This is a genomic window from Nocardioides daejeonensis, from assembly GCF_003194585.1.
Lineage (GTDB): Bacteria > Actinomycetota > Actinomycetes > Propionibacteriales > Nocardioidaceae > Nocardioides > Nocardioides daejeonensis.
This window is the reverse complement of sequence record NZ_QHKZ01000001.1, coordinates 1-22260: the sequence shown is the minus strand read 5'-3', so window position 1 is coordinate 22260 and position 22260 is coordinate 1. Positions and strand designations below refer to the sequence as shown.

Genomic DNA, 22260 nt, shown 5'->3' with positions numbered 1-22260 from the left:
AGCGGTTGCTCGAGCTCACTTCACCTTGACGGAGCCCTTGCCGTTCGAGCCCGTGACGTTCTTGTCACCGGCGTACTTGGTGGCGATCTTGTACTTGCCCTTCTTGAGCTTCTTGACGGTCACCTTGGCGACGCCGTTCTTGATCTTCGCGGTCTTGGTGACCTTCTTCGGCCCCTTGAGGCTGACCTTCACCTTGCCCGTCGCGGCGACGGTGGTGGTCGACTTCACCTTGACGGTGATGGTCGCCTTCTTCTTGGCCCCCTTGGCCGAGACCTTGCTCTTGGAGCCGGCCTTCACCACGGTGACGGTGCCGACCTCGTTGTTCTGCTCCGGGTCCTGCACGCAGGAGATGGCGTACGGGCTGAGCAGCGACGGCTGGCCGTCGGCCGTCTTGCCGTCCAGGTCCACGGTGAAGTCACCGGCCGTGACGGCGAGCTCGGTGCCCACCGGGAGCGTCACCGGAACCGCGAGCTTGCCGGAAGCCTTGACAGTCATCGACCCTGCGGCCGGGACGCTGGTCACCGGGATGACCTGCGGGACATCGAGCGGCAGACCGTTGACGGTCGCCTTGCCGACAGCGCTGCCCTCGACCGTCGCGACGCCGACGCTGGCCAGCAGGCCGGCGAGGTCTTCGGGGACCACGACGGTGGTGGTGACGGCGGCCGAGCCACCGACCGGGACGGTGGCGGGCGCCGCGAAGCTCGCGGTCAGGTTGGAGCTGCCGAGGGGGCGCTCGCAGGTGTAGTTCAGCGACGCGCTGTCGGCGGACGCCGGGCTGGTCACCGCGAGCGTGGCGACGGAGAGCGCTGCGGCTGCGCCTCCGACGGCGAGGCGGCGTACCTGGGCGTGGGGCTTGGTCATACGGATTGATCCTCCCAAATCAATCGACGACGACGAGCGTCGACGAGGTCGCCGAGCGGTCTCCTGCCGAGACCAACCTCTCGTGACCCATCGGTAACTAGATCACGAAAGCCTCGTATATGCCAGAGATCACACCGGCGATTCGGTCAGATGTCCAGGTCGGCTCGGAGCGTCTCAAGGACGGAGCAGCCGGTCGGCGATCCGGCCGATGATCAGCCAGACGATGGCGGCGAGGCCCCAGTTGAAGAGCGCGTTCTTGGTGTCCGCGGCCTCGCCGGAGAACTCCTTCACCCCGTTGTGCAGGTTGAAGACACCCAGGTCCAGCACGCCCGCGGCGTCGCGGATGAAGGTCACCGCACCGTTGTCGGAGTTCGCCTTGAGGGCGTAGGTCAGTGCTCCGAGAGCGAGCACCATGGCAGCGAGGGCGCACAGCGCCCACACCAGTTGGGCCAACCGCACTCGCACGGTGCCGAGCTCCATCTGCCTGCGCACGTCCCCGCCTCTCCTGTCGTGTTGCCGTCCGCCGCACCCTATCCAGGCCGACGGGCACCGCGCCGGATTTCCACCGACAACCGCCGACGCCTTGCGTCAGCGGCCGACGAACTGCGCCTTGCCCGGGCCGCTCTCGACGAAGGACTCCATGCCGATGCTGCGGTCCTCGGTCGCGAAGAGGGCCGCGAACTGCTGGCGCTCGATCTCGAGTCCCGTGACCAGGTCGACCTCGAGACCGCGGTCGACCGACTCCTTGGCGGCACGGAGCGCGTAGGTCGCTGCGTTGGCGAACTGGCGGGCCCACTCCACCGCGCGGTCGTAGACCTCGTCGGCCGGGAAGAGCTGGTCGGCCAGGCCGATCCGCAGCGCCTCGTCGGCCTTCACGAAGCGGCCGGTGAAGATCAGGTCCTTGGCCTTGCTCGGCCCGACCAGACGGGAGAGCCGCTGGGTGCCACCTGCGCCGGGAATGATGCCGAGCAGGATCTCGGGCTGACCGAAGGTCGCGTTGTCGGCTGCGAAGCGCACGTCTGCGCAGAGAGCGAGCTCACAGCCACCGCCGAGCGCGTAGCCGGTGACCGCGGCGACGACCGGCTTGGGGATCTGGGCGATCGCGGTGAAGGCCGACTGCAGGTCCCCGGACTCCTTGACCATGTCGGTGTGCGACATGGTGGCCATCTCCTTGACGTCGGCGCCGGCCGCGAAGACCCGCTCGCCGCCGTAGAGGACGACCGCCTTCACGTCGTCTCGCTGCGTCGCCTCCTTGGCCGCGGCACGCAGCTCCTCCTGGACGGCGCGGCTGAGCGCGTTCATCTTCGGCCGATCGAGCCGAATGGTGGCGACGCCGTCGGCCACCTCGAACTTCACGAACTCACCCATGCTGCTGCGCTCCTCGACGTCGGGGACGAAATCCTTCCGCGAGCCTACTCAGCGGCGACCTTGGCCCAGGCTGCGGCCCGCCTCCAGGCGCAGTACGGCACATCCCGGCGACTCCGGGCTCCGGTGCGACACCATCAGCACGGCTCGACGACCGTCCAGCAGGCGGCCGAGCACAGCTGCCTCGGTGGCCGGGTCGAGCGCCGAGGTGGCCTCGTCGAGCACCAGCAGCTCGGGCTCCCGGACCAGCGCACGGGCAAGACAGAGCCGCTGCTGCTCTCCCCCGGAGAGCGCCGCGAGCTCACCCAACGGCGCGTCGAGCCCCCCGGGCAGGCGGCGTACCACCCCGTCCAGGCAGGCGTCCTCGAGCGCCGCCCAGGCAAGCTCGTCACTGAGCTGCCGGGTCGGCTGCAGCGACCAGGCGAGGTTGTCGCGGACCGAACCGGGCACCAGGATCGTCTGCTGCGGGACGTAGGCGAGTCGGGCGCGCCAGTCGGAAAGATCGGCTAGCGGACGCCCGTCCACCAGGAGCCGGCCGGCATCGGGCGACAGCAGACCCAGCACCACCTCGAGCAGCGTGCTCTTGCCAGCTCCGCTCGGTCCGGTGACGAGAACCGTCCCTCCCGCTTCCACGGTCAGGTCGACATCGGTCAGCCGCGGCTGCTCCCTCGGGCCGACGCTCACCCCGCGCAGGGCCAGCAGCGGAGGCTCCGCGACCACCTCCGCGGTGGTAGCAGGCGGCTCCTCCGCGGCTCGCTCGGGGTGGGCACGCACCTCCTCGCCCAGCTCGACCAGGCGGGCGAGAGCCGGATAGTCGTTGACGAACCCGTGGGCTGCGCCCACCAGCCCCTGGGCCTGGGTAAGCAGCCGCATGGCGACGACGACGAGTGTCGCGAGCTCCGGTGTGCTCAGACCCGAGCGACGACCGACCAGAATCAACAAGAGGACGGCGCCGACGCCGGCCACCCCGAGGATCGCACTCACCGCGGCGCTGCGCACCACGAAGCGGGTGCGCACCCGACGCACCCGGGCTGCCTCGGTGCGCACCAGCCGAGACCACGCAGACTCGGCGCCATGGGCACGCATCACCCGGACGGCGGTCAGCGAGTCGGTGAGCGCCGCAGCCAGCCCGGCCATCTCCTCGCTCATCCGGCGCCCTAGAAGCCCAGCACCGCGGGTGGTTCCCGACGCCGCCAGCACGACCAGAGCGACCGCGACCAGCGCGGCGCCGCCGACGGCCGGCGCCACGACGACCGCGACCAGGGCGGTCGCCGAGAGCACCAGCGCCCCGACCACCAGACGTAGCGCGAGCGCAACCGCGGCCTGCGCACGCTCGACGTCGGTGGTGAGCTGACCGACCAGGTGGCTGCGGCGTACGGTCGCCAACCAGCGCCAGTCGGCCCGATAGAGATCGTCGACCAGGTCGAGCCGGAGCCGGTCGATGCTGGCCAGGCGCACGCCGGTCGCCAGCGTCGCCGCCGCCCACTGGAAGCCCGCCCGGAGCAGCGCCACCCCGAGGACGATGCAGAACGCCGCGGGCAGACCCAGCTCGACCGTCAGACCCGGCAGGTTCACGCGGGCAGCGCCGTCCAGCGCGGCGAAGACCGGCACCAGCATCAGCAGTCCCGCCGCCTCCAGCACCGCGACGAGCGCCTGCAGGCCGACGAGGAGAACCATCCGCCCCGTGCCCACCGTGCGGGTCAGCTCGCCCAGACAGGCACGGAGCTGCCGGGTCACCGGCGCAGCTCCGCTACTCCGGCGCCGGGCACCCGCCGCGTCCAGGCAACCGTACGTCGACCGCCCCGGCGAGCGCGTCCGACCATCACCCGCGGCACCCCGGTCCATGCCGTGCGGTCCTCGATGCCGACCACGGTCAGCACCGGCAGGGCCGTGGCGAGCAGCGCGTGGCCGAGGTCGCGGGGGCCACCGGCCCGCAGCAGGTGGCGCATCAGGCGGGTGCTCTCGGCGCCGGGGAACGGGAAGGGCGCGGCAGTCGGCTCCGCCTGGCGGCGCAGTGCGCCGGCGACGTCCATGGCCGCACTGTCGATCTGCCGCAGCATCGGTGTCGGCACGCCGGCCGGCAGTCCGATGGCTGCACGTGTGACCGCGAGGCTGCTCCGCTCCAGCCGGCTCAGCGAGCCGCTGCCGACCCGGTCCCAGACCGCGGGAAGCGCCGCCAGCCGGTGCACGTCGACGAGGCTGCGCAGCCACCGGTGACCGTCCTTGGCGGCGTTGAAGCAGGAGTGCGCCAGCGCATCCTGCGGGCCGAGGGTCGCCACCCCGACCCCGGAGAGATCGACGGTGACCCGCCGCCCCCAGACCTCCTCGAACCCCGGGAGCCCGTGCGGCGAAGGGTCCAGCCGCCAGTGCAGGTCGAGTGCGCCTCGGGGCCCGCGATAGCTCAGCTCGTTGAAGGCCCGGAGCACGTGCCGCCAGGCCCAGGTGCCGGGCGAGACGGCGTTGGCCGGCTGCAGCACCCAGCCGTCGCCGACCAGAAGCCGATGCGCCTCGGGCACCGCCTCGGGCGCGACCAGCAGATCGATGTCGCCCGCGCCGCGGGCGGAGGTGGAACCGGTCGTCTGCACCGCCAGGGCAGGGCCTTTGATGCAGAGATGCGCCAGCCCGGCGTCGGTCAGCAGTCGGCTGATCCGGCCGGTCTCGAGCACCTGCACCGTGGCGTCTCGGCGAGCGGCGAGGGCGACGGCCCGCAACGCTTGCCGGACCGGCGTGGCCAACTCCCCTTCGACGGCCGCGCCGAGCACGACCTCCGCCACCCTGTGCCGGAGGATCGCCGAGACCAGGTCCTCATCCGAGACCGGGGCGACCTCAGGAGCGCGACCGTCCACCAAGGCAGCCCGGACCAGGCTCCGGACCCGGTCCACAGCGATACGGGCGTCGGTCACGACGTGGACGATAGGAGATGCCGACAGAGCCGGCCGGGCTGGTCTGGACCACTACCCGGTGTGTGCATAACCACACCTTCGGGCCATCGTTGCGCGGCTAGTGGGAGCAACGTAACGAGAGGAGCTCGCACATGACCGGGTCCGAGAAGGTCTACAGCGCACCCCAGCTGGAGTCGCTGAGCCTCCGCGCCACCAGCGACATCGACATCGGTCTCGGGATCCACATCCCGTTTCCGGACCTGATCAGCTGACGGGTACGGCCCTCGGGGACCGGGCTCGCCTTCTGGCGGCCTGGTCCCTCCTGGGGTTCTTCCGACTACTCGTCGCGATGACGCCCTTCACCTTCGTACGCCGGCTCCTCGGCGAGGACCGCGGTGCTCACGGGAGCGACGACCGACCGACGCTCGACGTCGACCAACGATGGCGAGCCGCCCGGATCAGCGAGATCGTCCAGCGGGCTGCGGCACGCACCCCCTGGACCTCCGACTGCTTCCCGCAGGCGCTGACCGCGCGCACCTTCCTCGCAGCACGCCGCATCCCTCACGTCGTCGACTTCGGCGTACGCCGCGAAGCCGGTGGTCTCGCTGCCCACACCTGGGTCTCGGCGGGCGACGTCCCGGTCACCGGCGGCGACGGCACGGGCTGGACCCGGGTCGGCAGATTCGTCTGGACCGCACGATGACCTCGAGCTCGGCCACCACGCAGGCGACGACCTGGCATCGCTGCTACGGCCTGGTCCTGCGCAGCGAGCTCCCACTCCCCGAACTGCCGCATGCTACGCCGGCGGAGCCCGACCTGACGGTGCGTACGACGCCGCTCACCGGCCGCCCTGCCGACGCCGTGCACCTTCCGCGTGGCCTGTGGCGCAGCGGGGACCGCTGGGGGGTCACGATCGACGGAGTCGCCGCGTTCGAGGCGCGCGGCGGTCGTGAGCTGCTCGTCGACCCAGCGCCGGGAGCCGACCCGGCGCAGCTCCGGCTCTATCTGCTCGGCACGATGCTCGGCGCGGCGATGATGCAGCGCGGCCACCTGGTGCTGCACGGCAACGCAGTGCGGATCGGCGACGCCTGTGCGGTCGTGGTCGGCCACTCCGGCGCCGGCAAGTCGACCCTGGCCGCCGAGTTCGCGGCACGCGGCCTTCCGGTGCTGTCCGACGACGTGGTGCCGATCGACGCCTCGGGTCACGCGCTGCCGGGTCGTCCGCGCATCCACCTCTGGAGCGACGCCCTGGCTCGTCTGGGCGTGGATCCAGGTCGCTTGGAGCGGGTGCACCACCACCACGACAAGTTCGTGCTGCCGCTCGACGACGCCGTCGAGCCGGTCCCGGTGCGCTGGATCTACGTGCTGGAGCGTCATCCCGGACAGGAGCTGACCCTGCTTCCCGTGCGGGGTGCCGGCACCTACCCGCTGCTGCACGAGCACACCTACCGCCGAGAGTTCGTCGCCGGCGCCGAGGCAGGCCGGGAGCATCTCCGGCAGTGCGCGGCACTGACCCGGACCGCGCGCCTGAGCCGGGTGCTCCGGCCCGCGACGACCATGACCGCGGCGGCGACGGCCGACGCGATCCTCGACGACATCGACGACGACACGACCCCCGAACGACCAACCCAGGAGTGCGCGTGAGCACGCGATACCGCAGGAACCCGGCGATGCAGGCCGTCGAGATGGACGGTGAGCTGGTGATGATGGGCCAGCAGCAGGGCGAGTACTTCAGCCTCAAGAACGTCGCCGCTAGCATCTGGCGGCACCTGGAGTGCCCGGTCAGCGCCGAGGAACTCACGGCGCTCGTCGCCGAGGAGTACGCGGTCCCGGCCGACCGCTGTCGCGGCGACGTGGCCGCGTTCCTCGACGACCTGCTCGCACACCGCCTCGCCGAAGCGGTTTAGACCGCTCCACGCAGAGACCGCTGACCCGTGACCTGGGTCACTTGTCCTCGTTGAGCGGGCATGTCTGACATCAGCACGCCCCGACTCACCCGTCGCGGCCTCGTCGCGGCGGGCATGGGCTCAGGTCTCGCGCTCGCCCTCGCCCGCTGGCCCGAGGTCTACGCGGCGGGTGCACCCTTCGTACACGGCGTGGCCTCCGGCGACCCGCTGCCCGACGGGGTGGTGCTCTGGACCCGCGTCACGCCGTCCATCGAGGCGTCGCCCGGCTCCGGTGTCGGACCGGCAGTCTCCGTCACCTGGGAGGTGGCGAAGGACCCGGCGTTCCACCAAGTGGTGAAGCAGGGCGTGGCGAGCGCGACGACCGACCACGACCACACCGTGCACGTCGACGTGACGGGCCTCGCCCCCGCCACGACCTACTGGTACCGCTTCAGCGCCCTCGGCGCGACGTCGCGGGTAGGTCGCACCCGAACGGCTCCGGCGCTGGGCAGCAGCACACCGGTCCGCTTCGGCGTCGTGTCCTGCGCGAACTACGACTGGGGATGGTTCGTCCCCTACAAGTTCCTCGCCGCACGCAACGACCTGGACGCCGTCCTGCACCTCGGTGACTACATCTACGAGTACGCGCCGGGCGGCGTGCTCGCCGGCTACCCCAAGAACCCCCGCAACGCCGATCCCCGCCACGAGATCACCACCCTGGCCGACTACCGGATCCGACACGGCTGCTACAAGCAGGAGCAGCACCTCCAGGACCTGCACGCCGCCCACCCGATGATCGCGGTCTGGGACGACCACGAGATCGCCAACGACACCTGGGCCGAGGGTGCGGAGAACCACGACCCGGCCACCGAGGGCGACTGGGCCACCCGGGCGAGTGCGGGCCGGCACGCCTTCCTCGACTGGCTACCGGTGCGACACACCGACCCGAACGACTGGATCAGGATCACCCGGCGCCTGCGCTTCGGCGACCAGGTCGACCTCTTCCTCCTCGACGAGCGTCGCTTCCGCACCAAGACCCCGAAGAGCCTGCTGCTCGGCTACGGCTACCTCGGCACCGCATCGAGCAACCCGTCCGCCGACATGATCGGCTCCGACCAGGAGCACTGGCTGATCTCCGGGGTGAAGGCGAGCAACGCCCGCTGGAAGGTGTGGGGCAACCAGATGCCCTTCTTCCCCCAGGTGCTGCTGGGCCAGCTCCCCGGCCAGGTGACCCAGCTGCTCGGCCCCAAGCTGGCAGCCCTGCTGGACACTCCGATCGCCCAGCTCTACGTCGAGGACTGGAACGGCTTCCTCCAACAGCGTCAGCGCCTGGTCGACGGGATGGCCGGCGTCGACAACGTGGTCGTGCTGACCGGCGACGTGCACCAGAGCTTCGCCTCGGAGATCCCCGCGAAGCCGAACAAGTACCTGCTGGACCGCAAGTCGGTCGCCGTCGAGTTCGTCACACCCGGCGTCGCCTCGCCCTCGGTGCAGTCGATGGTCAACCAGGTCGCACCGGGCGTCGGCAACGTGCTCGACACCCTGCTGAGCACCAACAACGCGCTGGCGAACCCCTGGATCAAGTACTCCGAAGGGCTACGCACCGGCTGCATGGTCGTCGACTTCACCCAGCAGCGGGTGCAGACCGACTGGTTCCTGGTCGACAACATCAACTCGCCGACCAGCGGCATCAGCTATGCAGCCTCGTGGCAGACCACGGCCGGGTCGCGACGGCTCACCAAGGCGGCCAAGCGACTCACCTGAGCGGTCCCCGGGCGCGTCGTTTGAACGGGTCCGGGGTGATCCGTCAGGCTCGACGCCATGACGGGCCACATCCCAGCAGTCGGCAGCTCTGCCCCCGGCCAGCCCGAGTGGTACCGCACGGCCATCTTCTACGAGGTGCTCGTGCGGTCCTTCCGGGACTCCGACGGCGACGGCATCGGCGACTTCGGCGGTCTCGTGGAGAAGCTGGACTACCTGGAGTGGCTGGGCGTCGACTGCCTGTGGGTCCCGCCCTTCTTCGTCTCTCCCCTGCGTGACGGCGGGTACGACGTAGCCGACTACACGGCCGTGCACCCCGAGACCGGCACCATGGACGACTTCCGTGCCTTCCTCGCCGAGGCGCACCGCCGGGGCATCCGTGTGATCCTCGACTTCGTCATGAACCACACCAGCGACGAGCATCCGTGGTTCCAGGCCAGTCGCAATGACCCCGACGGCCCGTACGGCGACTTCTACGTGTGGTCGGACACCGACGAGCCGTACGCCGACGCGCGAGTGATCTTCTGCGACACCGAGCCGTCCAACTGGACGTGGGATCCGGCCCGGGGCCAGTACTTCTGGCACCGCTTCTTCCACCACCAGCCCGACCTCAACTACGCCAACCCCGCCGTCGGCGATGCGATCCTCGACGCGATGGCCTTCTGGCTCGACGAGGGCGTCGACGGCTTCCGGCTCGACGCGGTGCCCTACCTCTTCGAGCGCGACCAGACGGTCTGCGAGTCTCTTCCCGAGACGCACGCCTTCCTGCGCCGGGTGCGCAGTTTCATCGACGAGCGTTGGCCCGACCGGGTGCTGCTGTGCGAGGCCAACCAGTGGCCGACCGAGCTCGTCGACTACTTCGGCGCGGAGCCCGACGAGGCCGGCCGGATGGTGGGCACCGAGTGCCACATGGCCTTCCACTTCCCGGTGATGCCGCGGATCTTCCTGGCGGTGCGCCAGGAGTCGCGGCTGCCGATCTCGACGATCCTGGCCGAGACACCGGCCATTCCAGACAACTGCCAGTGGGGGATCTTCCTGCGCAACCACGACGAGCTGACCCTCGAGATGGTCACCGACGAGGAGCGTGACTACCTCTGGGACGAGTACGCCAAGGATCCTCGGATGAAGGCGAACCTCGGCATCCGGCGACGGCTGGCACCGCTGCTCGACAACGAGGTCGACCAGATCGAGCTCTTCACCGCGCTGCTGCTCTCCCTGCCGGGCTCGCCGGTGCTCTACTACGGCGACGAGATCGGGATGGGCGACAACATCTGGCTCGGCGACCGCGACGGCGTACGCACCCCGATGCACTGGAGCCGCGACCGCAACGGCGGCTTCTCCTCGGCACCGACCGAGGCACTCCAGCTGCCGTTGGTGCAGGACCCCTGGAACGGCTTCGAGGCGGCCAACGTCGAGCACCAGCTCGCCAACACCTCCTCCCTGCTGCACCGGACCCGACGCCTGATGCTCGCCCGCAAGCAGCATCCGGCGTTCGGCCTCGGCGACTTCGTCGACCTCGGCGGCAGCAACGAGTCCGTCTTCGCCTTCCTCCGCAAGCACGAGGACGAGGTGCTCCTGTGCGCCCTCAACCTCTCCCGCTTCCCGCAGAGCACCGAGCTCGACCTGCGCGATCAGCGAGGTCGCACCGCGGTCGAGCTCCTCGGCGGATCCGCCTTCCCCGCGATCGACGAGTCGCCCTACCCGCTCGCCCTCGGCGGCCACGGCTACTACTGGCTCCAGCTCACCTGACCCGGCCCGCTAGAATCGCGCCCATGCACGGGGCGCTGAGCGACCGGGCGGGCCACCCGGCGCACGACCGCCTGGGCCGGCCCGTGGTGCTGCTCCGCGCCCTCGTACTGGCCGCCGTGGTCCTTGCCTGCGGTGCCTTCTCCCACGTGCTCGCCGACGGCCTGCTGCCGTCCACGACCGCACTGGCCTGGCTGTGGCTGGGGACAGCGGTGGTCGCGCGCTCCTTCCTGCGTCGCCCGGCGAGCCGGGCCCGCATCCTGGCACTGGTCGTCGGCGGCCAGGCCGCCCTGCACCTGTGCCTCAGCGCCCTGGCCGGTCACGGCGTCACCCGCAGCGCCGGCACCGTGGCCACCCCGGTGATGGAGACCGGCGGCAACCTGCGCGAGCAGTACGCCGCCCGGCAGGATGCCCTCGCCGTGGCCGGCGGGCACACCGCCCTGGACCCCTCCGCACTGCTCCTGCACCAGTGGCAGCACCTGGTCGACACCGGTCCCGTGATGGTGATCGCACACACGGCGGCCGCCGTGGCAGTCGCTCTCTGGCTCGCCTCCGGCGAGCAGGCACTGGCGACGCTGCTCGCGCTCAGCGCCGAACGCGTCGCCGCGGCCGCACCCCGGGTGGTGCACCTGCTGGCACTGGCCGCGGCGCTCGTGAGCGCACCGCCCCGGCTCCAGGGCGCGCTTCGTCGTACCACCGCGGAGCGGGTCTCGCAGCCCCATCCGGCGCTGGTGCACCACGTGGTCTCCCACCGCGGCCCACCCGCGTCTCTCCTCCACCCGACCACCATCATCGCGCGCTGAGCCGCTGGCACCGACGTGCCCGGCAGCGCGCATCCGCCTGCCCTGAGGAGAGCACGCACATGCGCATCAACCTGCCCTACCGCACCACCCTGGCCGCGATCCTGGCCACCGCCCTGCTCGGCTTTGCCGCCTGCGGCGACGACAAGGCCGACGCCGAACCGAAGGACACCAACACCCAGGCGGTCGCCGCCGCCGTCTCCGTCTCCGAGCCCTGGGCTCGGGGCACCGTCGGCAGCGAGGACCCGACGATGAGCGCCGCCTTCATGATGCTCGACAACGCCGGCACCGAAGATGTCACCCTCGAGTCGGCGAGCAGCGACGTCGCCGGCCGGACCGAGCTCCACGAGATGGCCATGAAGGACGGCAAGATGGTCATGCAGCAGGTCGAGGGCGGCATCGTCGTCCCGGCCGGGAAGGACATGCTGCTCCAGCCCGGTGGCTACCACGTCATGCTGATGGACCTGAACCGCGAACTGGTCCCGGGCGAGGAGATCAACCTCGTGCTCGGCTTCTCCGACGGCAGCAACGTGACGGTCACCGTGCCGGTGAAGGAGTTCACGGAGGAGGAGGGCCACTACCACGAGCCCGGCACTCCCGAGCACACCCACGGCGGTGACGACAAGGTCGTCAAGCCTTCCGACGAGGCGGCGACCCCGTCCGAGGACGCCGAGGACGACCACGAGGGGCACGAGCACTGATGAGCCCACGTGGCATCGAGCGGCGACGGCTGCTCGGTCACGTGGGCAGCGCGGTGGTGGGGGCGGCGGTCGCCGTCCCCACCACCGCCTTGCTGCTCGACACCGAGAGCGGTCACAGCCCGTCCTCCTCGCCGACACCCGGCCCGATCCCGATCAGTCCGTACGGCGCCCACCAGCCCGGCATCACCGCCCCACCGCCCGCCGCAACCGCGATCGTGGCACTCGACCTGCTCGACGAGGTGGATCGGGCGGCCGCCGTACGCCTGCTCAAGGTGTGGACGACCGATGTGGTCGCGATGGCCGAGGGACGACCGGTGCCCGGCGATCCCGCCCGGGATCTCGCGCAGTCCGCGAGCCTGACGGTGACCGTCGGCCTGGGACACCGGGCCGTGCGCCGTTGGGGGCTCGACGTACCGGAGTTGGCCCGGGTGCCGGCGATGCGCCACGACCGCCTCGAGCCGCGCTGGTGCGGTGGAGACCTCGTCGCCGTCGTCGGCGGGGCGGACGCGACGAGCGTCGCGCACGCTGCCCGGACCCTCGTCCGCGACGCCCGTCCGTTCGCCCGGCTGCGCTGGCAGCAGGAGGGCTCCTGGCGCGGCACCGACGGCTCCGGTCACCGGGCGACCGGGCGCAACCTGTTCGGGCAGGTCGACGGATCCGCCAATCCCCCGGCCGGCTCGGAGCTCTTCGAGCGCACCGTGTGGATCCCGCGGGGCCCCTGGGCCGGCGGCACCACGCTGGTGGTGCGCCGGATCCGGATGACCCTGGACACCTGGGAAGAGCTGACCCGCGAGGAGATGGAGGCCTCGATCGGCCGCGACCTGGCCAGCGGTGCTCCCCTGACCGGGGGCGACGAGCTCAGCGACATCGACCCGGAGGCGCGGACGGAGGGACGTTGGACCATCGCCCGGGACGCCCACGCCCTGCGCTCGCACCCGAGCCGCAACGGCGGTGCCCGGATTCATCGCATCGGCGCCAACTGGACCGAGACGGTGCCGACGGCCACCGGAAGCCGGGTGGAGAGCGGACTGCTCTTCTCCTCCTACCAGGCCGACGTGGACCGACAGTTCACCCGCATCCAGCAGAGTCTCGACGAGTCGGACGCACTGAACGAGTGGACGACGGCGATCGGCTCTGCGGAGTTCGCGATCCTGCCCGGGCTGCGGGAGGGCGGCTGGCTCGGCGAGACGGTCCTCACCTGACGACCGACCACGGCAGTCGCCTAGGGTGTGGCCCGTGTCCTCCCCCGATCTGACCGACGGCACCGTCGTGTTGACCGAGCACGTGCGCGACGACGCCAAGGAGCACTTCACCGTGGAGCGTGATGGCGCCGCTGTCGGCACCGTCGCACTCCGTCGGGTCGGGGCGGGCACGGGTCGACTGACCTGGCAGCTAGCCGCGGAGCACCGCGGGCGCGGCAGCGCCACCCGTGCGCTACGCCTGCTCACCGACTGGGCGATGACCGACCCGGGCCAAGGCGGGCTCGGTCTCGGTCGGGTGGAGGCGATGATCGCCCCCGACAACGAGCCGGCGCTCCGCGTGGCGACTCGTGCCGGCCTGCAGCGCGAGGGCCTGCTCCGCCTCGCTCCCGGCCACCAGGAGGAGTCCGAGCACGTGGTGCTGGCCCGCGTCGCCAGCGACCCACCGCTCAGCGACCCGTCCTCCTTCCGTGCGCTCCTCAACTCCTTCCTGCCGCGCAAGCGCGCCATCGGCCAGATGCTGGTGCGCGACCCCGAGGGCAGGGTGCTGCTGTGCCACCTCACCTACAAGCGGGACTGGGACCTGCCCGGCGGCGTGGTCGAGGTCGGCGAGTCACCCCGCCTCGCGGTGACGCGCGAGCTCGAGGAGGAGCTCGGGCTGCACCTCGAGGCCGGCGCGATCGTGCTCACCGACTGGCTGCCTCCCTGGGGCGGCTGGGACGACGCTGTCTGTCTGGTCTTCGACGGCGGCGTGCAGGACCCCGCCCTCTTGGACGGCGCCGTCTTCGAGGCGCGCGAGATCAGGGAGGCGCAGTTCCTCACCGTCGAGGAGATCCGCGAGCGCGCCACCGACTTCACTGCCCGTCGCATCGAGGCGGCGCTGGCAGCGCTCGACGGCGGACCCGGCTACACCGAGTCCGGCCGGGTCTGAGAAACCTCAGAAGAGCGCCGAAGCGAGGTTCTGACGACCCCGGATGACCCGCTGGTCGTCGTTGCCGACGGCCGCGAAGAGGCCGAGCAGATGGGTGCGCGCAGCATCGCGCTCGTCGCCCGCGGTGCGGCGTACCAGGTCGATCAGCCGGTTGAAGGCGTCGTCGACGTGCCCACCGAGCATGTCGAGATCGGCGACCAGTGTCTGCGCCGCGATGTCGTCGGGGTTCTCGGCCGCAGCCGCCCGCGCGGCGTTGAGGTCGACACCCTGCGTGCGCTGGAGCACCTTCGCCATCGCCAGTCCCGCGGCGGCCTCGGTGTCGGCCGGGTTGGCGTCGACGAGCTTCTGGTACTCCGCGACGGCGCGGTCGATGTCGCCCTCGGCAAGCGCATCCTGGGCAGGTGCGTAGCGCGGGTCCTCGACCGGGCCGTCCTCGCCCTCCGCCTGCGACCGCGGCTGGTGCCGCTCCACGATCCCCTGCGCCGTCAGCTGCTGACCGAGCTGGTTGAAGAGGGTGCGCAGGTCGTCGAGTGACATCGGACCGGGCATCGGCTGGGTGACCGGTCGCCCGTCGAGCAGCACCATCATCAGCGGCACCTGCGGGATCTGCATCGCCTGCGCGATCCCCGGGGCCGTGTCGATGTCGACCAGACCCGCCAGGAAGCGACCGGCGAACTCGTCGGCGACCGTGACGAGGTCACGCGCCATCACGGTGCTCTCGGGCGAGCGGGTGGCGGAGTGGAAGAGCAGCACCACCGGAGCGATGCGGGACTCCTCCAGGACCGCCTGGAAGTTCTGCTCGTCGATCTCGACCGCATAGGCCGAGCCGAGCCCGGCTCCCTGCGGGGCACCGGCAGAAGCGGGCGCACCGCCAACGGCGGGCTGCCCGAAGCCGGAGAGGTCGACGGCACCAGGACGCGAGAACGACTGCTGACTCATGGTGAACATCTTCCCTGATCGGCGGTAACTCCCGTTCAGATGGGTAGGGTCAGCGCCGTGACCGACTACTTCGCGGGCCGCTACGAGCTGCTGGAGCAGATCGCCACGGGCGGCATGGGCTCGGTGTGGTGCGTGCGCGATCACGCCGACGGGCAGATCAAGGCCGCCAAGATCCTCGGGCAGTCCGACGCCGGCTCCCTGCTCCGCTTCGTGCGTGAGCAGTCGATGCGGATCGACCACCGGCACGTGGTGACACCCCAGTCGTGGGCCGGCGTGGACGACCGCGTGCTCTTCACGATGCCGATGGTGCGCGGCGGCTCCGTCGCCGACCTGCTCAAGGACCACGGCGCGCTGCCGGTGCGCTGGGTGGTGGAGATCGTCGACCAGACGCTCCAGGCGCTCGACGCCGTGCACGCTGCCGGCATCGTGCACCGCGACGTGAAGCCGGCCAACCTCCTGCTGGAGCCCACCGGCACCGGGCGCCCGCACCTGCGGCTGACCGACTTCGGCATCGCCGCGCCCGTCGACGAGCCGAGGATGACCCGCGCGTCGATGGCGATCGGCACCCCTGGCTACATGGCGCCGGAGCAGTGGCACGGTGCCGACCCTGACCCGCGAGCCGATCTGTACGCCGTGGCCGCCGTCGGTGTGGAGATGCTCACCGCCACCCGACCGCCCAGCGACCCTGATCCACTCGAGGTCGACCGGCTGCGGACCGGGGACGCAGCGACCGACCGGCTGCTCGACGTACTCTCCGGAGCGCTGGCGCGGGACCCGAGCCGGCGGCCGGCCACGGCTGCCGCCTTCCGCGCGCAGGTGGCGGCGCTGGGCTTCGCGGCGCTGCCGCCCGCACCGGGCGAGCGGATCCAGATCCCGGACCGGCATCCCGGCCTCGGCGAAGGCACCCGGGTCGATCCGGCCCCTCTTCCGGGCGGTGTGAGCACCGCGCCGACCGGCCGTCCCCGGACACCGCTGATGACGCTCGCGCCCCAGGAGCGGTCGTCCGCGCCGTTGACCGCCTGGCTGCTCCTGGTAGTCGGTCTGGTCGCCGTGATCGCCGGCGGCGCGCTGCTGCTGGGCTAGCGGCTGCGGCGGATCTGCACCGCTCCCAGCAGCAGGCAGACCAGACCGCCCGCGACCAGGCCGGCACCCAGGCCGCGGCGTGCCGTGAACCAGCCGCTCTCGGCGGCAGTCGTGGTCTGTCCGCCCGAGGCGTTGCCGGAGCGGCTTCCGGCGCGCACCACGAAGCCCGGCTCCCGCTCCAGGTAGACCGGTGCGCCGGAGACCTGCCCCTGGACCTCGATCGTGACCGTGTAGGGGATCTCACCCGGCTCCTCCGCGTCGCCGGCCGCTGCACGCGAGACGAGGATCCAGTGCTCCCCCGGCAGGTAGGAGATCTCTCCGCTGAGGCGACCGCGCCAGACCACCGGGCCCAGCCCGGTCGAGAGTGTCAGGGGCTCCGCAGTGCCGTCGTCGTTCTCGTAGCTGACGGCGCCGTCGATGTCGGTGTCGAGCAGGTTGCTGGCGACCCGGGCCCGCAGCGGATTGACCACCGACATCCGCAGCTGCGGCCCGGAGGACACATAGGAGTCCGGGTCCGGCTTGGGGAGCGGCTCCACGTCCACGCGGGCCGCGACGGTCTGCCCCCAGCCGACCTGCACGCGGTAGAAGTGCACCTCCCCCGCCTCGAGGGCGGAGCTGGTCGTGCCGGCTCCCTCGGTCGCGTCGTCGAAGCCGCTTCCCGGCTCGTCGACCCGCCGTACGTCGCCCGGTGCCGGCAGGACGATCGTCTCGTCGGTCGACGGAGCAGGAGGGAGGTCGCCCTGGTCGGTCGCGTCGTCGGGGTCGTCGAGCGGCGCCTCCTCGACGACCTTGATGAGGACCGGCAGCGGGCCGTCCGTCGTGGAGTCCGCCGATCGCCTGAGCGTGATCGCCAGGTTCTTCGCGGTCATGCACGGGTTGTTCGCGTCGTCGTCGGCGACCGAGACGTAGGTACCCACCGGCACCTGCGCCCAGGACCCGCTGGTGTCCGCGTCGATGGTGTCGCTGCCACACTCGGTCGCACCGGCGAGGACACCCAGGTCCACCCCGTCCTCGGGATCCAGCAGGCCGAAGGCGGAGACGTGGACGGAGCTGCCGCGAATGGTGCGGGCATAGGTGAACTGCTGGGCGCTGGAGATCGCCTCCTGCAGCTCGGTTCGCCAGATCCCCGCCGTCAGCGGGGTGGGGTCCTCCGGGTCGGTGCTGGACTCCACCGTTGCCGCCTCGCCGAGCACGTCGCCCGCAGGGTCGGCGTCGGCGCGGGTCCACGGGAGCAGCGCGGCGACCAGGGCGAGGGCCGTGACGGCCCGGAGCCGGCGTGCGCGTGCGGAGGTGGAATTCACGGCCTGCACCCTACCCAGCAGCGGCCGCGGGTACTCAGAAGTCCCCCGCGGCACGGCGGACCGGACGGAGCAGCTCGGAGAGCTCCTCGAGCTGTGCCGGCTCCAGCGCGCCGAGCGCGAAGCCCGAGTCCACGAGGTCCCGCGTGGCTGCCTCGACCACTGCCCGCCCACTCGCGGTGATCTCGGCCAGCACCGCGCGGCCGTCCTCGGGGTGCGGGACCCGGACCACATGTCCCTGGTCGACCAGCCGGGTGACGATCGAGGTGACGGACGTCGGATGCACCTGCAGCCGCTCCCCCATCTTGCCGAGCGGCAGCGCCCCGTGACGGGTGAAGGAGAGCAGCACCAGCGCCTCGTAGCGGGCGAAGGTCAGGCCGTGCGGCTTCAGCGTCGTGTCCAGCCTGGACTGCACCAGCTGCTGGACCCGCATCAGCGAGGTGACGGCGTGCATGGCCGGCACACCGGGCCACCGCAGCCCCCACTGCCGGGCGGCCTCGTCGATCGGGTCGAAGGAGAGTGCCATCAGTTCACCTTGGGTCCGCGCAGGCCGGAACGCTGCACCACACGCTGGATGGAGAGGTCCCGCTCGTCGGGGCGGCCGACGTACCGGATGTCGCGCAGGCCCTGCTCCTGGGCCGCGGACTCGAAGACGAAGTGCCCGAACCCCAGGATCCGGCCGTGCAGCGGCTTGACGACGGTGATGTCGAGAATGCGGCTCAACGGCATGGTCGCGTGCTGCTGGGAGAGCACCCCGTGCACGCGGAAGACCCGCATGTTGGTGATCACGAAGCGATCGCGGTGCGCGGCCAGCGCCTTCCATCCCGCGTGGCAGGCCAGAGCTGCCGCGACCACCAGCGGCAGCCAGGCGAAGGAGATGTCGGCGAAGGGCACCCACAGCAGCAAGAGGACGGCTGCCGTCACCTCCAGCACCGGCAGCACGTAGACCACCCAGTGGTGCAGCACCTCGTCGACGATCACCTCGCCCTCCTCACGCAGCAGGTGCTTGCGGATCTTGGGGTCCGACAGGGTCGCGACGATGCCCACGCCGAGCGCCTACTAGAACAGCTCGTTGAGGAAGCGGATCGTCGCGTCGAAGAGCTGGGTGGTCAGCTCCCAACCACCGTCGAAGGCGCGCCCCGAGAGGTCGGCGAGACCACTGGGGTCCTTGAACATGTAGAACCCCAGGAACAGCACGATGACGGCAAGTACGCCCTTCTTGGCGTCCATGTCTTCTCCTCGTCGTTCTGCGGTCAGGGCACGCCGACTGTCGGGCACGACAGAGCCCGGCGGGCAGATTGCGCTGCTATTCCTAGCAAATCCGCGATCGCTACCGCGGGAGGCGCGCCCGTGGACGCCCTGCTCAGGCTCGGTCGGCCACGCGGCGCAGCTCGTCGGCCGCCGTGTACGGGTCGGTGCGTCCGGCCGCAACCTCGCGGGCAAGGTCGGCCAGCGTGGTGCCCTGGGTCAGGCCTGCCCAGGCCTTGCGCAGCTCGGCGACGGCGATCGCCTCGACCTCCTCCGCCGCCCGTCGCTGCCGCCGAGAATGCAGCTCACCCGACTCCACCAGCCAGGCGTGGTGCTCGGCGAGCGTGTCCGCGACCTGGTCGAGCCCTCCGCCGTCGTGCGCCGTCGTCATGAGCACCGGTCGCGACCAGGACTCCTCCCGCCGGTCCGAGAGGGCGAGCGCGTTGCGCAGCTCGCGGCGTACGCGGTTTGCTCCGTCGCGATCGGCCTTGTTGACGACGTAGATGTCGCCGACCTCGAGGATGCCCGCCTTCGCCGCCTGGATGCCGTCTCCCATGCCCGGGGCGAGCAGCACCATGGTGGTGTCGGCGAGACCCGCGATCTCGACCTCGCTCTGCCCGACGCCGACCGTCTCGACGAGGATCACGTCGAAGCCCGCGGCGTCGAGCACCCGGATCGCCTGGGGGGTGGCCCAGGCGAGGCCGCCGAGGTGGCCGCGAGACGCCATGGAGCGGATGAAGACGTCACGGTCGGTCGCGTGCTCCGACATCCGCACCCGGTCGCCGAGCAACGCTCCCCCCGAGAACGGGGAGGACGGATCCACCGCGAGTACGCCGACCCGCAGGTCGCGCTTGCGCAGCTCGGTGACGAGGGCGCTGGTCGAGGTGGACTTGCCCACGCCGGGAGCACCGGTGAGCCCGACGACACGGGCCCGTCCCGCCAGGGGCGCCAGCAGGGTCATCACCTCCCGCAGGAGCGGGGAGGCGTCCTCCACCAGCGTGATCAACCGTCCGACGGAGCGCGGATCACCGGCCTGCGCCTTCTCGACGAGCTCGGGGACCGAGGGCGCCCCACGGCGCCCCCGGCCCCCGGCCGTCGTACTGTGCTGGGTCACGTCTGGCGACGTGTGCCTCAGGCCTTCGGGACGCGCACGATGAGCGCGTCGCCCTGGCCGCCTCCGCCGCACAGGGCCGCGGCGCCGATGCCGCCGCCGCGGCGCTTGAGCTCGAGGGCGAGGTGCAGCACGATCCGGGCACCGGACATGCCGACCGGGTGGCCGATGGCGATGGCGCCGCCGTTGACGTTGACCTTGTCCTCGGAGACGCCGAGCTCACGGGCCGACTCGATGCCGACCGCGGCGAAGGCCTCGTTGAGCTCGAAGAGATCGATGTCGGAGACCGCGATGCCCTCCTTCTCGACGGCCTTGGCGATGGCGCGGGCCGGCTGCAGCTGCAGGGTCGAGTCCGGGCCGGCGACCTGGCCGGACGCACCGATCTCGGCAAGCCACTCCAGGCCGAGCTCCTCCGCCTTGGCCTTGCTCATCACGACGACGGCGCAGGCACCGTCGGAGATCTGTGAGGAGGAGCCGGCGGTGATGGTGCCGTCCTTGGCGAAGGCGGGGCGCAGGCCACCCAACGACTCGGCGGTGGTGTCGCCACGCACACCCTCGTCAACGGAGACCACGACGTCGCCGCGGCGCGAGGAGATGGTGACCGGCACGATCTCGTCGTCGAACACGCCGTTCTTCTGCGCGGCGGCAGCGAGCTGGTGGCTCCGCGCAGAGAAGGCGTCCTGCTCCTCGCGGGTCAGGTTGCCGCCCGCCACGTTGCACTGCTCGGTGAGGTTGCCCATCGCCTGGTCGGTGAACTGGTCGTAGAGGGCGTCGTAGGCCATCGAGTCGACGAGCTTGGTGTCGCCGTACTTGAAGCCCTCGCGGGACTTCGGGAGCAGGTGCGGGGCCTGCGTCATCGACTCCATGCCGCCGGCGACGACGATCTCGTGCTCGCCGGCGCGGATCAGCTGGTCGGCCAGAGCGATGGCGTTGATGCCGGAGAGGCAGACCTTGTTGATGGTGAGCGAGGGAACGCCCATCGGGATGCCGCCCTTGACCGCGGCCTGGCGGGCGGTGATCTGGCCGGCACCGGCCTGGATGACGTGACCCATGACGACGTAGTCGACCTGGTCGCCGGAGATCCCGGCCTTCTCCAGCGCGCCCTTGATGGCGACACCGCCGAGGTCGGCGGCCGAGAGGTCCTTGAGTCCCCCGAGGAGGCGGCCTACGGGCGTACGTGCGCCGGCGACGATGACGGATCCGGACATGGTTCCTCCTGGAGGCAGTGGTGTTGACGGTGCGAGGTTACCCATTGTTCACCCGTGCCGTGGATGTTGATCAGGTCACACTGGTTGGCAGGCCCTCTCGTCAGGGTCCACGATGGCGCTCATGACTGCCCCGCTTTCCGTGCCCGAGCACCTGTTCATCGCCATCGACCACGTCGGCATCGCCGTGCCCGACCTGGACGAGGCGATCGCCTTCTACCGCGACAACTTCTCGATGACCGTGCGCCACGAGGAGGTCAACGAGGCCCAGGGCGTCCGCGAGGCCATGGTCGGCGTCGGTGACACCGACTCCTGCATCCAGCTCCTCGCGCCGCTCAACTCCGAGTCGACGATCGCCAAGTTCCTCGACCGCAGCGGCCCCGGCCTGCAGCAGCTCGCCTACCGAGTGACCGACGTCGAGAAGGTCTCCGCGATCCTGCGCGAGCGTGGCCTCCGGCTGCTGTACGACGAGCCTCGCCGCGGCACCTCGAACTCGCGGATCAACTTCATCCACCCGAAGGACGCGGGTGGCGTCCTGGTCGAGCTGGTGGAGCCCGCCGCGCAGCCTGCGCACTGAATCTCGCGCCGAACCGGTCTCGCACTGAGACGTGGGGCACAACTGGCCCCACCCGGCCCTACCGGCCGGTACATTCACCGCCGTTAACGCTCGCTAACGCTTGATCCCTCTTGAGGAGAACCATCGTGCAGCACATTCTCGACGCGATCACCGCCGAGGACGCCACGTCAGAGGACTTCGCGAACCTGGCCCTGCCCGAGTCCTACCGGGCCGTGACCGTCCACAAGGACGAAGTCGACATGTTCGAAGGCGTGCCCTCGAAGGAAAAAGACCCCCGCAAGTCCCTCCACCTCGACGAGGTCGCCCTGCCCGAACTCGGCCCCGGCGAAGCGTTCGTAGCCGTCATGGCCTCCGCCATCAACTACAACACCGTATGGACCTCGATCTTCGAACCCGTCTCCACCTTCGGGTTCCTCGAACGCTACGGCCGCGAATCCGACCTCGGCAAACGACACGACCTGCCCTACCACATCGTCGGCTCCGACCTCGCCGGCGTCGTCCTCGCCGTCGGCCCCGGCGTCACCAAATGGAAGCCGGGCGACCGCGTCGTCGCCCACTGCCTCAGCGTCGAACTCGAAGCACCCGACGGCCACAACGACACCATGCTCGACCCCTCCCAACGCATCTGGGGCTTCGAAACCAACTTCGGCGGCCTCGCCGAGGTCGC

Annotated in this window: 24 protein-coding genes; 12 read left to right on the top strand and 12 right to left on the bottom strand. The window is 70.9% G+C overall.

From position 1 onward, the window contains the following. Window positions 1-15: 15 nt before the first annotated feature. The 5 genes from DNK54_RS00115 to DNK54_RS00095 all read right to left on the bottom strand — a co-directional run bounded on the left by DNK54_RS00115 (window position 16) and on the right by DNK54_RS00095 (window position 5129). The gene (locus tag DNK54_RS00115; protein WP_110204947.1) at window positions 16-861 is read right to left on the bottom strand and encodes a DUF6801 domain-containing protein; all 846 of its coding nucleotides are present in this window, start codon (window positions 859-861) and stop codon (window positions 16-18) included. 174 nt (window positions 862-1035) lie between these two features. Further along, window positions 1036-1353, bottom strand: coding sequence for a hypothetical protein (locus DNK54_RS00110; RefSeq protein WP_239459818.1), 318 nt, complete (start codon window positions 1351-1353; stop codon window positions 1036-1038). 96 nt (window positions 1354-1449) lie between these two features. After that, the gene (locus tag DNK54_RS00105) at window positions 1450-2229 is read right to left on the bottom strand and encodes an enoyl-CoA hydratase/isomerase family protein (protein WP_110204945.1); all 780 of its coding nucleotides are present in this window, start codon (window positions 2227-2229) and stop codon (window positions 1450-1452) included. A gap of 48 nt (window positions 2230-2277) precedes the next feature. After that, the gene (locus DNK54_RS00100) at window positions 2278-3963 is read right to left on the bottom strand and encodes an ATP-binding cassette domain-containing protein (protein WP_110204944.1); all 1686 of its coding nucleotides are present in this window, start codon (window positions 3961-3963) and stop codon (window positions 2278-2280) included. Then, window positions 3960-5129: a nucleotidyltransferase family protein gene (locus tag DNK54_RS00095; RefSeq protein ID WP_162602240.1), complete on the bottom strand. Its 1170-nt coding sequence runs from the start codon at window positions 5127-5129 to the stop codon at window positions 3960-3962. The genes DNK54_RS00100 and DNK54_RS00095 overlap by 4 nt, the downstream gene beginning before the upstream one ends. A 247-nt stretch (window positions 5130-5376) precedes the next feature. Here DNK54_RS00095 and DNK54_RS00090 point away from each other — a divergent pair, with 247 nt between their 5' ends. The 9 genes from DNK54_RS00090 to DNK54_RS00050 are packed head-to-tail and all read left to right on the top strand — an operon-like array spanning window position 5377 to window position 14132. After that, a complete protein-coding gene (locus DNK54_RS00090) occupies window positions 5377-5811 on the top strand; it encodes a lasso peptide biosynthesis B2 protein (RefSeq protein WP_110204942.1) in 435 nt (144 codons plus the stop codon). After that, window positions 5808-6752, top strand: coding sequence for a phosphoenolpyruvate carboxykinase (ATP) (locus DNK54_RS00085; protein ID WP_110204941.1), 945 nt, complete (start codon window positions 5808-5810; stop codon window positions 6750-6752). The genes DNK54_RS00090 and DNK54_RS00085 overlap by 4 nt, the downstream gene beginning before the upstream one ends. Continuing rightward, complete coding sequence (locus DNK54_RS00080) at window positions 6749-7015, top strand: PqqD family peptide modification chaperone (RefSeq protein WP_162602239.1); 267 nt, start codon at window positions 6749-6751, stop codon at window positions 7013-7015. The genes DNK54_RS00085 and DNK54_RS00080 overlap by 4 nt, the downstream gene beginning before the upstream one ends. A 60-nt stretch (window positions 7016-7075) precedes the next feature. Then, on the top strand, window positions 7076-8758 hold the full coding sequence (locus DNK54_RS00075) for an alkaline phosphatase D family protein (protein WP_110204939.1): 1683 nt from the start codon (window positions 7076-7078) through the stop codon (window positions 8756-8758). 57 nt (window positions 8759-8815) lie between these two features. Continuing rightward, entirely contained in the window at window positions 8816-10504 is a 1689-nt protein-coding gene (gene treS, locus DNK54_RS00070; RefSeq protein ID WP_110204938.1) for a maltose alpha-D-glucosyltransferase, read from the top strand. 23 nt (window positions 10505-10527) lie between these two features. Beyond that, the gene (locus DNK54_RS00065) at window positions 10528-11304 is read left to right on the top strand and encodes a hypothetical protein (RefSeq protein ID WP_110204937.1); all 777 of its coding nucleotides are present in this window, start codon (window positions 10528-10530) and stop codon (window positions 11302-11304) included. Window positions 11305-11363: 59 nt separating this feature from the next. Then, window positions 11364-12002: a copper chaperone PCu(A)C gene (locus DNK54_RS00060; protein WP_110204936.1), complete on the top strand. Its 639-nt coding sequence runs from the start codon at window positions 11364-11366 to the stop codon at window positions 12000-12002. Continuing rightward, window positions 12002-13204, top strand: a complete 1203-nt coding sequence (locus DNK54_RS00055) for a Dyp-type peroxidase (RefSeq protein WP_110204935.1) — start codon at window positions 12002-12004, stop codon at window positions 13202-13204. Before DNK54_RS00060 ends, DNK54_RS00055 begins: the two co-directional genes overlap by 1 nt. Before the next feature lie 34 nt (window positions 13205-13238). Then, the gene (locus tag DNK54_RS00050; RefSeq protein ID WP_162602238.1) at window positions 13239-14132 is read left to right on the top strand and encodes an NUDIX hydrolase; all 894 of its coding nucleotides are present in this window, start codon (window positions 13239-13241) and stop codon (window positions 14130-14132) included. Between the two features lie 6 nt (window positions 14133-14138). Here DNK54_RS00050 and DNK54_RS00045 read toward each other — a convergent pair whose 3' ends face one another. Then, complete coding sequence (locus tag DNK54_RS00045; RefSeq protein ID WP_110205722.1) at window positions 14139-15071, bottom strand: tetratricopeptide repeat protein; 933 nt, start codon at window positions 15069-15071, stop codon at window positions 14139-14141. Between the two features lie 57 nt (window positions 15072-15128). Here DNK54_RS00045 and DNK54_RS00040 point away from each other — a divergent pair, with 57 nt between their 5' ends. Continuing rightward, window positions 15129-16154, top strand: coding sequence for a serine/threonine-protein kinase (locus DNK54_RS00040; protein ID WP_239459797.1), 1026 nt, complete (start codon window positions 15129-15131; stop codon window positions 16152-16154). On the opposite strand, the gene DNK54_RS00035 is transcribed toward DNK54_RS00040, so the two are convergent. The 6 genes from DNK54_RS00035 to DNK54_RS00015 form a co-directional block, all read right to left on the bottom strand. Continuing rightward, window positions 16151-17455 carry a hypothetical protein gene (locus tag DNK54_RS00035; RefSeq protein ID WP_110204933.1) on the bottom strand — a complete coding sequence of 435 codons (1305 nt, stop codon included), beginning with the start codon at window positions 17453-17455 and terminating at the stop codon, window positions 16151-16153. The genes DNK54_RS00040 and DNK54_RS00035 overlap by 4 nt on opposite strands. A gap of 34 nt (window positions 17456-17489) precedes the next feature. After that, entirely contained in the window at window positions 17490-17978 is a 489-nt protein-coding gene (locus DNK54_RS00030; RefSeq protein WP_110204932.1) for a MarR family winged helix-turn-helix transcriptional regulator, read from the bottom strand. Beyond that, a complete protein-coding gene (locus DNK54_RS00025; RefSeq protein ID WP_110204931.1) occupies window positions 17978-18499 on the bottom strand; it encodes a PH domain-containing protein in 522 nt (173 codons plus the stop codon). Before DNK54_RS00025 ends, DNK54_RS00030 begins: the two co-directional genes overlap by 1 nt. 12 nt (window positions 18500-18511) lie before the next feature. Further along, entirely contained in the window at window positions 18512-18682 is a 171-nt protein-coding gene (locus tag DNK54_RS20970; protein WP_162602237.1) for a hypothetical protein, read from the bottom strand. 133 nt (window positions 18683-18815) lie between these two features. Next, window positions 18816-19814: a methylmalonyl Co-A mutase-associated GTPase MeaB gene (gene meaB / locus DNK54_RS00020; RefSeq protein ID WP_110204930.1), complete on the bottom strand. Its 999-nt coding sequence runs from the start codon at window positions 19812-19814 to the stop codon at window positions 18816-18818. Window positions 19815-19831: 17 nt separating this feature from the next. Further along, on the bottom strand, window positions 19832-21019 hold the full coding sequence (locus DNK54_RS00015) for an acetyl-CoA C-acetyltransferase (RefSeq protein ID WP_110204929.1): 1188 nt from the start codon (window positions 21017-21019) through the stop codon (window positions 19832-19834). Window positions 21020-21140: 121 nt separating this feature from the next. Between DNK54_RS00015 and mce the strand changes: the two genes are divergently transcribed. Together mce and DNK54_RS00005 are read left to right on the top strand one after the other, a co-directional pair. Continuing rightward, the gene (gene mce / locus DNK54_RS00010) at window positions 21141-21593 is read left to right on the top strand and encodes a methylmalonyl-CoA epimerase (RefSeq protein ID WP_204164364.1); all 453 of its coding nucleotides are present in this window, start codon (window positions 21141-21143) and stop codon (window positions 21591-21593) included. A 125-nt stretch (window positions 21594-21718) separates the two neighbouring features. Next, window positions 21719-22260: alcohol dehydrogenase catalytic domain-containing protein (locus DNK54_RS00005; RefSeq protein WP_162602236.1), on the top strand; the 542-nt coding region annotated here is incomplete at its 3' end.

What these genes read in the sequence shown, in the direction of transcription:
- DNK54_RS00085 (WP_110204941.1), top strand. Translation starts at nt 5,808, where the DNA reads ATGACCTCGAGCTCGGCCACCACGCAGGCGACGACCTGGCATCGCTGC.
- DNK54_RS00075 (WP_110204939.1), top strand. Translation starts at nt 7,076, where the DNA reads ATGTCTGACATCAGCACGCCCCGACTCACCCGTCGCGGCCTCGTCGCG.
- DNK54_RS00115 (WP_110204947.1), bottom strand. Translation starts at nt 861, where the DNA reads ATGACCAAGCCCCACGCCCAGGTACGCCGCCTCGCCGTCGGAGGCGCA.
- DNK54_RS00065 (WP_110204937.1), top strand. Translation starts at nt 10,528, where the DNA reads ATGCACGGGGCGCTGAGCGACCGGGCGGGCCACCCGGCGCACGACCGC.
- DNK54_RS00105 (WP_110204945.1), bottom strand. Translation starts at nt 2,229, where the DNA reads ATGGGTGAGTTCGTGAAGTTCGAGGTGGCCGACGGCGTCGCCACCATT.
- DNK54_RS00060 (WP_110204936.1), top strand. Translation starts at nt 11,364, where the DNA reads ATGCGCATCAACCTGCCCTACCGCACCACCCTGGCCGCGATCCTGGCC.
- mce (WP_204164364.1), top strand. Translation starts at nt 21,141, where the DNA reads ATGACTGCCCCGCTTTCCGTGCCCGAGCACCTGTTCATCGCCATCGAC.
- DNK54_RS00015 (WP_110204929.1), bottom strand. Translation starts at nt 21,019, where the DNA reads ATGTCCGGATCCGTCATCGTCGCCGGCGCACGTACGCCCGTAGGCCGC.
- DNK54_RS00030 (WP_110204932.1), bottom strand. Translation starts at nt 17,978, where the DNA reads ATGGCACTCTCCTTCGACCCGATCGACGAGGCCGCCCGGCAGTGGGGG.
- DNK54_RS20970 (WP_162602237.1), bottom strand. Translation starts at nt 18,682, where the DNA reads ATGGACGCCAAGAAGGGCGTACTTGCCGTCATCGTGCTGTTCCTGGGG.
- DNK54_RS00045 (WP_110205722.1), bottom strand. Translation starts at nt 15,071, where the DNA reads ATGAGTCAGCAGTCGTTCTCGCGTCCTGGTGCCGTCGACCTCTCCGGC.
- treS (WP_110204938.1), top strand. Translation starts at nt 8,816, where the DNA reads ATGACGGGCCACATCCCAGCAGTCGGCAGCTCTGCCCCCGGCCAGCCC.
- DNK54_RS00055 (WP_110204935.1), top strand. Translation starts at nt 12,002, where the DNA reads ATGAGCCCACGTGGCATCGAGCGGCGACGGCTGCTCGGTCACGTGGGC.